Annotated in this window: 21 protein-coding genes; 12 read left to right on the top strand and 9 right to left on the bottom strand. The window is 69.5% G+C overall.

The genetic code is table 11. From position 1 onward, the window contains the following. Positions 1 to 14 precede the first annotated feature (14 nt). Both NOV86_RS10570 and NOV86_RS10565 read left to right on the top strand, forming a co-directional pair. A complete protein-coding gene (locus NOV86_RS10570; RefSeq protein WP_267641350.1) occupies positions 15 to 869 on the top strand; it encodes an SDR family NAD(P)-dependent oxidoreductase in 855 nt (284 codons plus the stop codon). Further along, positions 869 to 1,828 (top strand): patatin-like phospholipase family protein, encoded by a 960-nt coding sequence (locus NOV86_RS10565; protein WP_267641349.1) that lies wholly within the window; start codon positions 869 to 871, stop codon positions 1,826 to 1,828. Before NOV86_RS10570 ends, NOV86_RS10565 begins: the two co-directional genes overlap by 1 nt. A 1-nt stretch (position 1,829) precedes the next feature. Here NOV86_RS10565 and NOV86_RS10560 read toward each other — a convergent pair whose 3' ends face one another. The 3 genes from NOV86_RS10560 to NOV86_RS10550 form a co-directional block, all read right to left on the bottom strand. After that, the gene (locus tag NOV86_RS10560; protein WP_267641348.1) at positions 1,830 to 2,411 is read right to left on the bottom strand and encodes an IMP cyclohydrolase; all 582 of its coding nucleotides are present in this window, start codon (positions 2,409 to 2,411) and stop codon (positions 1,830 to 1,832) included. A gap of 66 nt (positions 2,412 to 2,477) precedes the next feature. Further along, positions 2,478 to 3,152 (bottom strand): DUF2306 domain-containing protein, encoded by a 675-nt coding sequence (locus tag NOV86_RS10555; RefSeq protein ID WP_267641347.1) that lies wholly within the window; start codon positions 3,150 to 3,152, stop codon positions 2,478 to 2,480. Between the two features lie 109 nt (positions 3,153 to 3,261). Next, entirely contained in the window at positions 3,262 to 4,014 is a 753-nt protein-coding gene (locus tag NOV86_RS10550) for a sensor domain-containing protein (protein WP_267641346.1), read from the bottom strand. A 101-nt stretch (positions 4,015 to 4,115) separates the two neighbouring features. Between NOV86_RS10550 and NOV86_RS10545 the strand changes: the two genes are divergently transcribed. From NOV86_RS10545 to NOV86_RS10530, 4 genes are all read left to right on the top strand, one after another. Further along, positions 4,116 to 4,463: a helix-turn-helix domain-containing protein gene (locus tag NOV86_RS10545; protein WP_267641345.1), complete on the top strand. Its 348-nt coding sequence runs from the start codon at positions 4,116 to 4,118 to the stop codon at positions 4,461 to 4,463. Continuing rightward, positions 4,460 to 4,801, top strand: coding sequence for a DUF7521 family protein (locus NOV86_RS10540; protein WP_267641344.1), 342 nt, complete (start codon positions 4,460 to 4,462; stop codon positions 4,799 to 4,801). Before NOV86_RS10545 ends, NOV86_RS10540 begins: the two co-directional genes overlap by 4 nt. A gap of 218 nt (positions 4,802 to 5,019) precedes the next feature. Next, positions 5,020 to 5,205 carry a hypothetical protein gene (locus NOV86_RS10535; protein ID WP_267641343.1) on the top strand — a complete coding sequence of 62 codons (186 nt, stop codon included), beginning with the start codon at positions 5,020 to 5,022 and terminating at the stop codon, positions 5,203 to 5,205. 166 nt (positions 5,206 to 5,371) lie between these two features. Continuing rightward, positions 5,372 to 6,133: a beta clamp domain-containing protein gene (locus tag NOV86_RS10530; RefSeq protein WP_267641342.1), complete on the top strand. Its 762-nt coding sequence runs from the start codon at positions 5,372 to 5,374 to the stop codon at positions 6,131 to 6,133. 4 nt (positions 6,134 to 6,137) lie between these two features. On the opposite strand, the gene NOV86_RS10525 is transcribed toward NOV86_RS10530, so the two are convergent. The 4 genes from NOV86_RS10525 to NOV86_RS10510 all read right to left on the bottom strand — a co-directional run bounded on the left by NOV86_RS10525 (position 6,138) and on the right by NOV86_RS10510 (position 7,200). Beyond that, a complete protein-coding gene (locus tag NOV86_RS10525) occupies positions 6,138 to 6,512 on the bottom strand; it encodes a hypothetical protein (RefSeq protein WP_267641341.1) in 375 nt (124 codons plus the stop codon). An 8-nt stretch (positions 6,513 to 6,520) separates the two neighbouring features. Continuing rightward, positions 6,521 to 6,691 (bottom strand): hypothetical protein, encoded by a 171-nt coding sequence (locus NOV86_RS10520; protein WP_267641340.1) that lies wholly within the window; start codon positions 6,689 to 6,691, stop codon positions 6,521 to 6,523. Between the two features lie 38 nt (positions 6,692 to 6,729). Then, on the bottom strand, positions 6,730 to 6,918 hold the full coding sequence (locus tag NOV86_RS10515) for a hypothetical protein (RefSeq protein ID WP_267641339.1): 189 nt from the start codon (positions 6,916 to 6,918) through the stop codon (positions 6,730 to 6,732). Between the two features lie 138 nt (positions 6,919 to 7,056). Continuing rightward, entirely contained in the window at positions 7,057 to 7,200 is a 144-nt protein-coding gene (locus NOV86_RS10510) for a hypothetical protein (RefSeq protein ID WP_267641338.1), read from the bottom strand. A 131-nt stretch (positions 7,201 to 7,331) separates the two neighbouring features. Between NOV86_RS10510 and NOV86_RS10505 the strand changes: the two genes are divergently transcribed. Beyond that, positions 7,332 to 7,517 (top strand): hypothetical protein, encoded by a 186-nt coding sequence (locus NOV86_RS10505; protein ID WP_267641337.1) that lies wholly within the window; start codon positions 7,332 to 7,334, stop codon positions 7,515 to 7,517. Positions 7,518 to 7,563: 46 nt separating this feature from the next. On the opposite strand, the gene NOV86_RS10500 is transcribed toward NOV86_RS10505, so the two are convergent. Then, a complete protein-coding gene (locus tag NOV86_RS10500; protein WP_267641336.1) occupies positions 7,564 to 7,776 on the bottom strand; it encodes a hypothetical protein in 213 nt (70 codons plus the stop codon). Between the two features lie 156 nt (positions 7,777 to 7,932). Here NOV86_RS10500 and NOV86_RS10495 point away from each other — a divergent pair, with 156 nt between their 5' ends. From NOV86_RS10495 to NOV86_RS10485, 3 genes are all read left to right on the top strand, one after another. Further along, on the top strand, positions 7,933 to 8,448 hold the full coding sequence (locus NOV86_RS10495; RefSeq protein WP_267641335.1) for a hypothetical protein: 516 nt from the start codon (positions 7,933 to 7,935) through the stop codon (positions 8,446 to 8,448). Next, the gene (locus NOV86_RS10490) at positions 8,445 to 8,780 is read left to right on the top strand and encodes a hypothetical protein (protein ID WP_267641334.1); all 336 of its coding nucleotides are present in this window, start codon (positions 8,445 to 8,447) and stop codon (positions 8,778 to 8,780) included. The genes NOV86_RS10495 and NOV86_RS10490 overlap by 4 nt, the downstream gene beginning before the upstream one ends. A gap of 430 nt (positions 8,781 to 9,210) precedes the next feature. Then, on the top strand, positions 9,211 to 10,338 hold the full coding sequence (locus NOV86_RS10485; protein WP_267641333.1) for a methyltransferase: 1,128 nt from the start codon (positions 9,211 to 9,213) through the stop codon (positions 10,336 to 10,338). Between the two features lie 28 nt (positions 10,339 to 10,366). On the opposite strand, the gene NOV86_RS10480 is transcribed toward NOV86_RS10485, so the two are convergent. Next, on the bottom strand, positions 10,367 to 11,032 hold the full coding sequence (locus tag NOV86_RS10480) for a helix-turn-helix domain-containing protein (RefSeq protein WP_267641332.1): 666 nt from the start codon (positions 11,030 to 11,032) through the stop codon (positions 10,367 to 10,369). Between the two features lie 88 nt (positions 11,033 to 11,120). Between NOV86_RS10480 and NOV86_RS10475 the strand changes: the two genes are divergently transcribed. Continuing rightward, a complete protein-coding gene (locus NOV86_RS10475) occupies positions 11,121 to 12,089 on the top strand; it encodes an NAD-dependent epimerase/dehydratase family protein (RefSeq protein ID WP_267641331.1) in 969 nt (322 codons plus the stop codon). Next, a complete protein-coding gene (locus NOV86_RS10470; RefSeq protein WP_267641330.1) occupies positions 12,089 to 12,472 on the top strand; it encodes a hypothetical protein in 384 nt (127 codons plus the stop codon). Before NOV86_RS10475 ends, NOV86_RS10470 begins: the two co-directional genes overlap by 1 nt. Positions 12,473 to 12,542 lie beyond the last annotated feature (70 nt).

Below are 12,542 nucleotides of genomic sequence, written 5' to 3'. Positions count from 1 at the left end.
CGCACATCTGGTCGATGGCTGATGATTCCATTCAACCGGCAGAGTTGCGTCGCGAGGACGTCCTGACAGTCGACGACGACCACTTCACGACGGATTCCGTCGCCATCGTGACCGGTGGCGGCTCCGGCATCGGCCGGGCGACGGCGGTCGCGCTCGCGGCGAACGGCCTCACGGTCGTCGCGACCGACCTCGACGAGGAGGGGCTGGCGGGGACGGTCGAGACGGCCGAGGAGTGCGAGGTCGAGGGGACGGTCGAGACGGTGGCGGGGAACCTGACCGACGACGACGACATCGAGCGCATCGTGGCCGAGTCGGCGGAGTTCGGGCAGATCCGCTACCTCGCCAACATCGCGGGGCTCCAGCACATCGACCCGCTTCCGGAGTTCCCCATGGAGAAGTACGACCTGATGCACCAGGTGATGCTCCGGGCGCCGTTCTACCTCTCGAAACTCGTCATGCCCCACATCGAGGACACCGACGACCAGGTCGGCGCCATCGGGAACATGGCCTCGATCCACGGCCACATCGCCACGCAGGACAAGGCAGGGTACATCACCTCGAAGTTCGGCCTGCGGGGGCTCACGCAGTCCATCGCGGCCGAGGGCGCGGGTACCCTCCGGGCGTTCACCATCTCGACGGGCTACGTGAAGACGCCCCTCGTCACGGACCAGATTCCCGACACGGCGGCGGAACGCGGCATCTCGGAGCGCGAGGTCGTCGAGGACGTGATGCTCGGCGACGCGATGGTCAAGGAGATGATGGAGCCGGTCGAGGTCGCGAACCTGTTCGTCCTCGGGTTCTCGAAGCACGGCCGTCACCTCGACGGCGGTGACCTCACCTGGGACGGCGGGCACCTCACCACCTACTGATGGGGACCCGCGTCGCCATCGCCTGCCAGGGCGGTGGCAGCCACACCGCGTTCACCGCGGGGGCGCTGAAGTGCCTGCTCACCGAGGCCGCGGACGAGTACGAGGTCGTCGGGCTCTCGGGAACCTCCGGCGGCGCGGTCTGTGCCACCGCCGCGTGGTACGGCCTCCTCTCCGACGAGCACACGCCACAGGGGTTGCTCGACGACATCTGGGCCGACCTGACCGCCGACTCCGTGGCCGACCGGTTCGTCAACGACTGGGTCGTCATGAGTTCGGCCGTCGAGACCAGCGGCTTCCCCACCGCGCGAATCAGCCCCTACCAGAACCCGATGGCCCGGGCCGGTCAGCGGCAGTTCCAGCGCCTGCTCGAACGCCACATCGACTTCGACCGCCTCCCCGACCTCGCCACCGACGACGCCCCCCGGCTCGCGGTCGGGACGGTCAACGTCACCGCGGGCGAGTTCGAGACCTTCTGTGACGACGAGGTCACCGCGAGGGCCATCCTCGCCTCCTCCGCGATTCCGGACCTCTATCCGGCGGTCGAGATCCACGGCCACACCCACTGGGACGGCCTGTTCTCGCACAACCCGCCCATCCGTGACCTCTTCCACCTCCCGGCCGAGCGCAAGCCCGAGGAGCTGTGGATCGTCCAGATAAACCCCCAGCGCATCGAGGAGGAGCCCAGGAGCCTGCGCGAGATATACGACCGGCGCAACGAACTCTCTGGGAACATCTCCCTGAACGAGCAACTGCACTTCATCGAGAAGGTGAACACCTGGATCGACGAGGGCCACCTGCCCGAGAGCGACTTCCAGAAGACGGAGATACACCGCATCAGCATCGACGAGCAGTTCTTCGCCTCCTCGAAACTGGACCGCTCGCCCGACTTCATCGCGGAACTGGAGCGCCGCGGGCACGAGAAGGCGAAGGCGTTCTGCGAGCAGCGCCGCGAGAGCTGAGTTACTCCCCGTTCTCGACGGCCAGCTCGAAGCCGTCGCCGTCACGCGAGAGACCGGCCGCACAGACCGCGTGCTCGTAGTCCGCGTCGTACACCGCGGCCGCGGCCTCGGCGGCGGTCGCGGAATCGAGGTCGAAGGCGGTCGGGGCGTCCTCCTCGTAGGTCGCGACCAGCGTCGGCTCCGCGACCTGCTCGACCAGGAGGGCGTCCTTGCGGACGATGCCGATGAACGCCTGCCCGTCGTCGGTCATGATGCCGGCGATGCGGGGGGTGTCGTAGTCGTCCTTCTCGTAGTCGAGCGCGAGCAGCGACTGCGCCAGGGCGTCGCGGGCCGGGTAGCCCATCGCGAGCTTCTCGGCGGCCGGGTCGACGTGCGAGCCGTTGCCCAGCACGGCGCCGTTGTCGGTCACGCGAACGCAGTTGTAGGCGATGTAGGGGTTGTCCGTCTCCGGGGCGTCTTCTGTCGGGCCGACCGTGAGGGTGTCCTCGCCACGCGCCGTGACCTGCCGGTTCGGGAACGACCGGGAGGAGACTCGATACGCGCTGACGTCCGGGCCGACGACGATGAACCGTCCGATGTACATACACGAGTGTGCACACATTCGGGGTAAGAAGGTGTCGATGTATGCACGGTAGGGGGTATGTCGGGCTCAGTCGGTGGTCGGTGCCGCGCCGGCCGCGAACTGCTGTCTGTACCGGCGGGCCGCGTACCAGATGGCGATGCCACCGACCAGCGTCGGGGCGAGCCACCGGGCGATCTGGGGCAGGAACGTGAAGTTGACCGTGCCGAAGGCGGTCACGGTGGCGATGTACGCGCCGCCCATGCGCTGGAGGTGCTCGAAGAACCACTCACGGGGCTCGGTCGTGGCGGCCCGGAAACGCTGGACGTCCTGACCGGCGATGACGGTCGCGATTGCGCCGAAGACGAACATCACGACCGCGAACGCCTCGCCTGCGAGGGAGAACCAGCCGCCCATGGCGAGCAGGCCGACGCCCGAGAGGCCGAACAGGGCGACCGCGACCCAGTCCTCGGTCTCGGCCCGGTCGGCGGGGCGCTTGCGCGAGAGCACCCGGTAGCCCGAGTAGGCGAAGTAGAAACTGAAGATGGCGACGAGGCCGAGGAAGATGCGGCCGACGGACTGCTCGATGGCGAGCAACCCCAGTGCGGTGGTGGAGACGACGGCCATCCCATAGACGTAGGTCCGGCCGAGTCTGCGGTGACGGGTGCCACCTTTCTCGGTGACGATGGCGCCCGCGCCGGCGAACAGCGCGACGAAGCCGGCGACGATGTGGACGCCGAGGACGACCGATTCGATGGTGTTCATATCACACGAACAAGTGTTGGAATCATAACTATATCGGTGCGGGTTCTGACGTGTTCACCGGTGAGAACGGGCGGTCTGGCGGTGCGTCGGTGCGAACAGGGGTGTGCCGTCAGTCGGACCCGATGACCCGGGCGTGGGGGCCGAGGAGCTTCGTCGCGTACCCGAGCAGCCACGCCGCGGCGTTGAGCAGGTGGAAGCCGAGGAACAGCAGGACGACGCCGATGGCGGAGACCACCAGCGCGCCCTGGAGGGTGGTGACCTCGCCGGTCGCGAACTCGACGGGGCCGGTGAGGGTGATGGTCCAGAAGTCCTCGGTGAACTGGAGGGCGGGCAGCAGCGTCACGCTCCCCTCGGGGCCGAAGGTGAGGGAGACGCCGGGGCGGTCGTAGTAGAACGGGGCGGCCATGAACACGGTTGAGACGACGCTCCAGACGACGAGGGCGACGAACGAGCCGACGCCGACCCAGAACTTCGCGAAGGTGACCACGAGGCTGACGTAGGTCCCGTAGTCGGTGAGGAGGTCCTTCACGTACTCGAGGACGCCGTCTTCGAGGGTCGCGTCACCGGTCCGGGTGGGCACGTCGAAGCCGAGCAGGTGCCTCGCCAGCTCGGTCTCGATGCGCATGAAGGCGGTCCCGACGACCAGCGTCACGAGCAGTATCGGGACGCCGACGACGACCACGAGGGTCCCCGTCCCGGCCGATACGCCCGAGACGAGCGCCACGAAGTAGAACAGGCCGAGCGGGAACGCCAGGGCCAGGTACAGGAGGTTCTTGTACGTCTGGAGGCGGACGGGCACGCCGACGAGCTGCCAGAGGAGGGCGGCGGGGTCGGTCGCGATGCGGGATTCGGTCTGGCTCATCGGTTCATGATACCGGTGCGGAACCAATAAAGTCGGGAGCCGACTTTCCGGTCCAGAAACTCGCCGCCTCTTTATATGTTGCCTGCGCAACGTCTTCCACTGTGAGTGAGGAGTGCGACGAGGCGGAACTGCTCGCCCTGCTCCACGACGAGTACGCTCGCGCCATCCTCACGGCCACGAGTACAGCACCGATGTCCGCCACCGAACTTGCCGACACGTGCGAGATGTCACCGCCCACGGTCTACCGCCGGGTCGAGCGCCTGCAGGAGTGCGGGCTGCTCGCCGAGGAGACCCAGGTCGAGGAATCGGGCCACCACTACGCGGTCTACCACGCGACCGTCGACCACGTCACCGTCTCCTTCGACGACGGCGACGTGACCGTCGAGGTGGCCCGCGAGGAGGAGGCGGTCGCCGACCGCTTCACGCGCCTGTACGAGGGGATGCGATGAGCCCGACCATCGCACCATTGCCGACCCTGCTCCCCATGCAGGTCAGCCAGCCCGGCACCGAACTCCAGGCCGCGGTCGTCCTCGCGACGTTCGTCCTCTCGACGCTGCTCGGCCTGTTCATCGCCCGGAAGGCGTACCAGGGCTACCGCCGCAACGACAGCGGGCCGATGCTCTTTCTCGCCATCGGTATCGTCCTCCTGACCGCGGTCCCGGCCCTGCTCTCGGTCGGGCTCTCGACGTTCACAGGCCTGCCGGGGTCGCTCGTCGTCGCCGCGACGAACGTGGCCGAACTCGGCGGGCTGGTGGCCATCGCGTACTCGCTGTACGGGCGGTTCTGACGCCGGGTCCGCCCTGCCGAACCGTCCCTTCTGCCGCCGACGTATCACTCCCGGAGAAAGAACAGACTCCCCGGGGAGGAAACTGAGGCGGGCTGTGAATCCCCACAGCGAGCTATTGTGGCCGATAGAGAACGACAGTCATCTCTATTCGGGCCAGAAGTATTGCGAAACAAATCTTTATGCCTGAGTGATGTGAACAGGTGTCCGGGGAGTAACCGATGACTGCAGGAAACATCACCGACCCAGTCGCTGCGCTGTTCGTCGAACTCACGGGCGAGACCACCATCACCGAACGCCAGGTCGTCACGAGCAACGAGGGACTCTCGGACGACCTCACGGCCGACCTGAAGGCGGCCGTCGAGAACGGCCTGGCAGACACCTTGCCCACGCCCGAAGAGGACTGACGACAGGCCGCAGGGACGACCGTACAGCCGGCCACGACGGCCGGCACGAACCGGCGTGTCGGGGGGCACGCCGCCCAGAGATACCGGGGACACCGTCTCCGATCCACTTTCACTTCCACTCCGCCCATGGCTCGGGTTTACCCGGCGGGCGGGTGTCGATTCTGGTATGCAAGAGACCGCCCAGGTGGCCCGTTTCGAGGCCATCGTCGACGCGACCGTCCTCGACGCGAAGCTCCAGCTCGTCGACGCCGTCGCCGACGAGGCGCTGTTCCAGTTGCGCGAAGACGGCCTGTTCGTCCGGGTCATCGACCCCGCCGAGGTGGCGATGGTCGAGACCGACCTCCCCGCCAGCGCGTTCGAGCACTACGAGAGCGACGGGGGCGTCCTCGGTTTCGACGTCGCCACGCTCGCGGAGGCGGTCGGGCTGGCCGACACCGACGACCCGCTCCTCTCGCTGGAACTCGACGCGGAGGCGCGCAAGCTCACCGTCGAGGGGGCGGACTTCTCGTACGCCATCGCGCCACTGCACCCCGACAGCGTCCGGCAGGTCCCGGACGTGCCGACGGCCGACCTCCCGAACGAGCTCACCATCGCGGCCGCCGACCTGCAACGGGCCGTCGGCGCCTGTGACCGGCTGGCGAACACGGTCCACGTCACGGTCGACCCCGACGCCGAGACCGTCAGTTTCCGGGCCGAGGCCGACGTGGACGACCTGGCGTTCACCTACGACCAAGACCGTCTCTCCTCCCTCGACGCGACCGCAGCGACCGAGACCATCCTCTCGCTGGACTACACCAACCGCATCGTCTCGGAGATGGCCGGCGAGGTCACGCTCCACCTCGGCGAGGAGAAACCGGCCTTCTTCGAGTACGAGCGTGACGGCATCGCGGTGAAGAACGTGATCGCGCCCCGGTTCGTCCGGGGCTGAGCGCTCAGCCTGACTGCTGGCGCGCCCGCCGGACGTCGGGGACCGGTCCGAGGACCCCGAAGACGAGTCGGTGGAGACCGAGGCCGACGCCCATGCCGACCATCATGGGTGGTGCGGCGCTCATCGGCATCGTGTCGGTCGCCCACCCGACGAGGAGGGCGAGGATGCCGAACGTCCCGACGCCGACCAGCACCCACATCCCGGCCCGGCTCCGGTCGGAGGCGGCCACGAGGACGGTGGCGAGGACGGCGACCGCGACGCCGACCCAGGCGTACTCGGCGGCGGCCGGGAACGTGTCGGCGATCACGAGGCCGGTGCCGACGTTCGAGAGCGCGACGAAGAGGTCGACCGCGACGATCCGCTTCGCTGTCTCGTCCATCCGGACCCTCAGGCCTTCGCGCCGGCGACCCCGCTCCCGATGGCGGCGCCGCAGTGGTTGCAGGCCACGAGGTAGAACCGCTTGGAGGCCGCGAAGAAGCCGGTGGTGGCGTCCATCTCGACGAACTCGACGTCGTCCTTTGCGGAGAGGTCCGTGTCACATTCAGGGCAGTGTGCCATGTCTCACCGTTCTGACTGGTGCGACAAATGTCTTGTTCTCAGGTGGCGCCGCCGCCACCGGCCTTCGCGCCGGCGACGCCGCTGCCGAGCGTCTCGCCGCACTCGGCACAGCTCGCCACGTAGAACCGCTTGGAGGCGGCGATGATGCCGGTGGTGGCGTCGGCCTCGGTGAACGCGACGTCCGATGCGTCGGAGAGCGTGGTCTCGCAGGCGGGGCAGTGGACCATACCCGCCCGTTTCGTGTCCAGCGACAAACATCTGTGGGTCGGTTCCGGCTCTATACTGCTGCGGCTGACTGGCCGCGATGGGCTGCGGCTGGCTGGCTGGCTGTGGCTGGCCGCGACGAGGCGGCCCCGACGGGCCACCTACAGGCCGACCAGGTCGTCGAGTTCGACGTCGGTCACGCGGCCACCGCAGGCCGCGCACTCGTCGACGTGTTTCGGGGCTTTGCCGCCTTCCATGTGCAGGTTCCCGCACTCCGTACAGACCTCGAATTCTGCGTCGAGCATACGGGAACGGCTTCGTGGGCATCCGTGGAAGGTACCGGGCCAAGATAACGTGGGATACCGGGACGTTCCGTTCTCGATTAGTAAGAATACTGGTAATGGTATTGCCCGTGCCCGGCGTATCTCCACTCGCTATGATACCCTTACAGGTCCCGGGCGGCCCTGAGATACTGGTGATGCTGCTCGTCCTGGCCATCCCGCTCGCCATCGTCGCGGCCGTCGTCGTGCTCCTGCGCAACCGCAGCGGCCGGGTCGAGGAACTGGAGACGCGGGTGGCGGAACTCGAGGCGGAACTGCGCCGGAACGAGCAGTCGCGGTGACCGACACCGCGAGAATCGACCGGTTCTCCGGAGTGATATCCACTGCCTAGTCGCCAGTGTTCGACTCGTCCTCCTGTGCCGAAACCACCCCGACGAGCCCGGCGAGCCCCACCAGCACGACGCCGACGCTGACGCCCGCGACCATCGCGGTCCGGTCCTCGGCGAGGACCAGCACGGTGGTGAACAGCCCCATCGCGACAGGCAACAGCATCATGTACACCTCGGTCGGGTCGTGGTCGGCAAGCAGGGAGGGCGCCATCGTGTCAGATTGTTGCTCTCTCCCGACAAAACTGTACCGGGACCCTGAGACGACGAGGTAGGGTGCCGGCTACCGGTTCCGCCCTGACGTTCTGCCCGACTGGCAGAAAGTTCGTTCAGCATCGCGTTATCTCCGGCGGCGACCTGTCTCCTACCGATGAGACTCCACACCGACGCGCTCGCGGCGCTCGCCGTCGCGGCGCTCCTGCTCACCGCCGGGTGCCTCGGCACCGCGGCGGCCGACCGCCAGCCAGACGACGGGGCGAAAGGCCCCGGCCTCCCGTTCACGTACCCCGACCACGTCGTCGCGGACGTGCCGATGCAGACGACCACGCAGGTCGGCGTCTGCGCCCCGGTCACCGACCCGACCAGCATCGCGCTGTCGACGGCCGCCAGCGACCCGGGCGTCACCGTGACCGTCACCGGCCAGCTCGCCGTCACCGACGCCAGCAGCCGGGTCACCCCTGCGGTCCTCGCCGAACCCGAACCGGGTCGGTACGTCCTGTTCGTCGCCAGCGAACCCATCGCGGACGCGGCGCCCGCACCCTGTGCCGACGGCGGCCACGTGCCCTACGAGGTCGTCGTGACGCTCCCGCACGACTCGCCCGACGAGTTCGACCTGACGGTGATGCACATCGAGCCCGCGGGCAGCACCGGGACGGAATCGGCGTGAACACCGCCATGTGGCGCACCCGGCGACTCGGCGGCTGGCGGGACGCCCTCGCCGCCGGGCTGTTGCTCGTCGGCCTCGCGGTCTCGACCCGCGGCGCGCAGACGGCCCTGTTCATGGGCGAACGACCCGTGACGCTCCTGCCGGGCGCGGGGCTGCTCCTCGAGGTCGGCATCCCGGCGCTGGTCGTGGCGCGCCTGCTCGTCGTGCTCGTCCCGTGGCTCGTCGCCGCCCGGGTCGCCCCGCGATACCGGACCCGGATCCTCGCGCTGGGGGGCCTGTGCTGGCTCTGCTGGGGCGTCTGGCAGCACTGGGTGCTGCTGGCGCTGACCTGATGGCCTGTCCCGGGCCGCGGCGATAGCGTTTTGTCACTCCACGATGAACCTCGGCCCAGATTGAACACGAGCTCGAGGTCGGACGCGGCGTCTCTCCGGTAACCCGGGACGCGGTTCGGCCGGCTCGCCGACTGTGGGCTGCCCGGCGGCCCGACCGGAATCGCGCTCGGTCGGTTCCCGCTGCGCGGTCACGCTGTTCGGCACCCGGTTCACGCCTGCGCTGCGGTGCGTGTGAGCCGTTTCTCTCGCTCTCTGCACACCGCTAGCGAGGCGTGGGTCGTCCCGTTCTCAGACCGCCAGCAGCCGCCGAACCCACGTCAATGCCGCACACACCGTCGACTCGTTCGACGTCCGACCAGCAGCACCGCCTCCCGAATACGACTGGACAGTACCGTCTCCCGAACACCGGCCGAACCGGAGGGCTCCGGCCATGAGCCGGCCCGCCGAGACCCTCGCCCTCGAATCCCGGGTCGCGGCGGGCCCGGACCGCTACCGCTTCCGGACCGCCGACGGGGTCCACTCGCCCGCGTCCTTCCGCGACCCCGACCTGCTCCTCCTCGACCACCTGTGGGACGCCGACCTCGGGGCCCTCTGCTGTCTCGAGGCGAACTACGGCGTCGCGCCCGTCGTGCTCGCAAGCCGCGCCGGGTCGGTCCAGGTGACCGAATCGAGTGCCCGGGCCGCCCGCCTCTGTGAGCGCAACTGCCGGGAGCACGGGGTCGACGCGGGCGTCGACTGTCTGGCCGACCCGGCCGACCTCGACGCCCGGTTCGACACCGTCGCCTACGCCCCGAAACCGTACACCGCCATCGCGATGGGCAAGCGCCGAATCGCCGCCGGCCTCTCACTGCTCCGCCCCGGCGGGCGCCTCTACCTCGCCGCAGCCACGCGGACCGGCCTCTCGCGCTACGAGGACTGTCTGAATGCCCTCGCGGGCAGCGTCGAGACGGTCGGCAGCCGGGGCGAGTTCCGGCTCCTCCGGGTGACCCGCCCACCCAGTCTCGACCCGCCCGAGTACGCACAAGCCAGCCGCCTCGACGCGACCCTCGACGGCCACGACTGCACCTTCGTCACCCGGCCGGGGCTGTTCTCGGCCGCGTCGGTCGACCACGGCACCCGACTGCTCGTCGAGACCGCCCAGGTACAGGACGGCGACCGCGTCCTCGACCTCTGCTGTGGCTACGGCCCCGTCGGGACCTGCGCGGGGCTCGCCGCCGACTGCGAGGTCTGGCTCACCGACGACGACGCGGTGGCGACGGCCTGCGCCGACCGGAGCCTTGCCGCCTCCGGTGTCGACGGGACCGTCGTTACCGCGGACTGCACTTCGGGCGTCGCCGACCGGACCTTCGACCGGGTGCTCTGCAACCCGCCGACCCACGCCGGGGCGGGGGTCCTCCGCGACCTGTTCGACGGGGCGCACGACGTGCTCGCGCCGGACGGGAGTCTGCTGCTCGTCCACCACCGCGAACTGGACCTCCGCCCGCATCTGGCCCGATTCGACCGCGTCGAGCGCCGGGCCACCGGTTCGGAGCACGTCGTCCTCGCGGCCGAGCCCTAGCGCCGACGCATCTCGTCTGCCCGCCCCGTCACCCCTGCCGGTTCAGGTACGTCCGGACGATGGCGCCCTCGGCCTTCTGCAGGTGCTCGGAGGCCGTACTGGGCGCACAGCCCAGTCGCTCGGCGACCTCGTCCCGGGTCGCCCGGCGCGGGACGTCGTAGTAGCCGAGGTCGAGGGCCACGTCGAGCGCCGCCTGCTGTCGCGGTGGCAACGACGGCGGAATCGGGGGCCGGCCGAGGTCGTACTCGCCGACGCGTTCGATGGTCGCGTCCACCGCCTCCGGGAGCGCCGCCATCGCGTCCTGCAACCGGGCCGGGGGACCGACGAGCCGGGCCTCCAGCGACCCGTCGTGGTTGTACTCGATGGGGAAGACGGGGATGAGGCCCTCCATCGCCCCGGCGGCGAACAGCTCCCACTCGATGGGGTGGGGCTCCGAGTGGACGTAGGCGTAGCCGCGACCGTCGCCGAACCGGGTCACGTCGGACTCGAGGACGATGTCGGTCTCCTGCAGCACGGTCTCGAAGTGGTCGAGGTCGCCGTCGAGGTAGAGCAGGACGGTCGCCCGGGGCGGGTCGAACGAGGGCGCCCAGTCGACCATCTGGGCCGCCCGGAACACCTCGGGGTCGGTCAGCGTCGGGACCAGGGGGTGGAGGAGCGCCTCGTCGCTGGCGAGCCGGACGTGCAGGTAGCGCATCACCCGACCCGTGGCGCCGACCGAGTATAAGAATACCCCGACCATCGTCGGCACCAGCAGTTTGCGCCGACCGGCCGAACTAGCCGGTATGCGAGTGTTCATCGCTGGCGCGACCGGGGTGCTCGGTCGTCGCCTGGTCGAGTCGTGTACCGACCGCGGGCATGAGGTGGTCGGGCTGACCCGCGACGACCGGGGGGACGCCATCGTCAGGGAGCGCGGCGGCGAACCCCACCGCGGCGACGTGTTCGACCGCGACTCCCTTGTCGCGGGTGCGGCCGGAGCCGACGTGCTGGTCCACGCCGCGACGAAGATCCCCATCGACGACGCCGACGAGGCGGACTGGGCGCTGAACGACCGGGTCCGCCGCGAGGGTGCCGAGAACCTGGTCGCGGCGGCCCGCGATGTCGACGCCGACCGGCTGGTCCTGCAGAGCATCGTCTGGGTGGCCCGCCAGCCCGACGGGTCGGTCTTCGACGAGTCGGCGGCCCCGCACCCGGACCGGTCGACGCAATCCGCCCTCGACGCCGAACGAATCGTCGAGCAGGGAGCCGAGGACCACGGCTTCGACCCGGTCGTCCTCCGGGGCGGCTACTTCTACGCCCACGACACCGCCCACACCCGGCTGTTCGCCGAGCGACTGCGGAACCGCCGGCTCCCCATCATCGGGCGGGGGCTCCTGGGCAGAGAGGACGCGGAGCTCTCGTTCGTCCACGTCGACGACGCGGCCCGGGCCTTCGCCGCGGCGGTCGAGGGGGACGCGACCGGGACCTTCCACGTGGTCGACGACGAGCCGAGGACCTTCGCCGACTTCCTGCGCGCGTTCGCCCACCGGCTGGACGCGCCTGAGCCGAGACGGGTCCCCGCCTGGCTCGCCCGGCTGCTCATCGACGACAACTTCGTACGCCTGCTCACCCGGCCGATGCCGACGACGAACGACCGGCTCCGCCGGGCCTTCGACTGGGAACCGCGGTACCCGACCATCGAGGAGGGCCTCGACCAGGTCGTCGACCGCTGGCGGGCGGCCGACGACCCACCCATCGCCGAGGCGAGCCACTGATGCAGCGACAGACGGTCCTGCTGGCCGTCCTCGGCCTGCACCTGGCGGTCGCCCTCGGCCACGGCGCCACCCACGGGCTGGTGCCGGTCCCCCTCCCGCCGTGGCAGAACGCCCTCGTCCTCGCGACGGTCTTCGTCGGGCCGGTCGTCGGGGCCGCGCTGGCGGTGCGGAACCACCCGCTCGGCCTCCCGGTGTTCACGGCCTCGATGGCCTGTGCCCTCGTTCTGGGCGTCTCACTGCACTTCGTCGTCGAGGGGCCGGACCACGTCCACGCGATTCCCGCCGGGCAGTGGCGCCTGGCGTTCCAGGTGAGCGCGGTGGGCGTCGCCGTCACCCCACTGCTCGGCACCCTCGTCGGCGCGTGGGCGCTGTTCACGCGGTGACGACGATTCCGGAACAGGCGAGGTGACCACTGTCCATGCGAACCGGTCGGGAAGCGTGACAAAACTGATA

Source organism: Haloarchaeobius amylolyticus, assembly GCF_026616195.1.
Taxonomy (GTDB): domain Archaea; phylum Halobacteriota; class Halobacteria; order Halobacteriales; family Natrialbaceae; genus Haloarchaeobius; species Haloarchaeobius amylolyticus.
The sequence above is the reverse complement of the archived record's forward strand: the minus strand, read 5'-3'. Positions and strand labels throughout refer to the sequence as shown.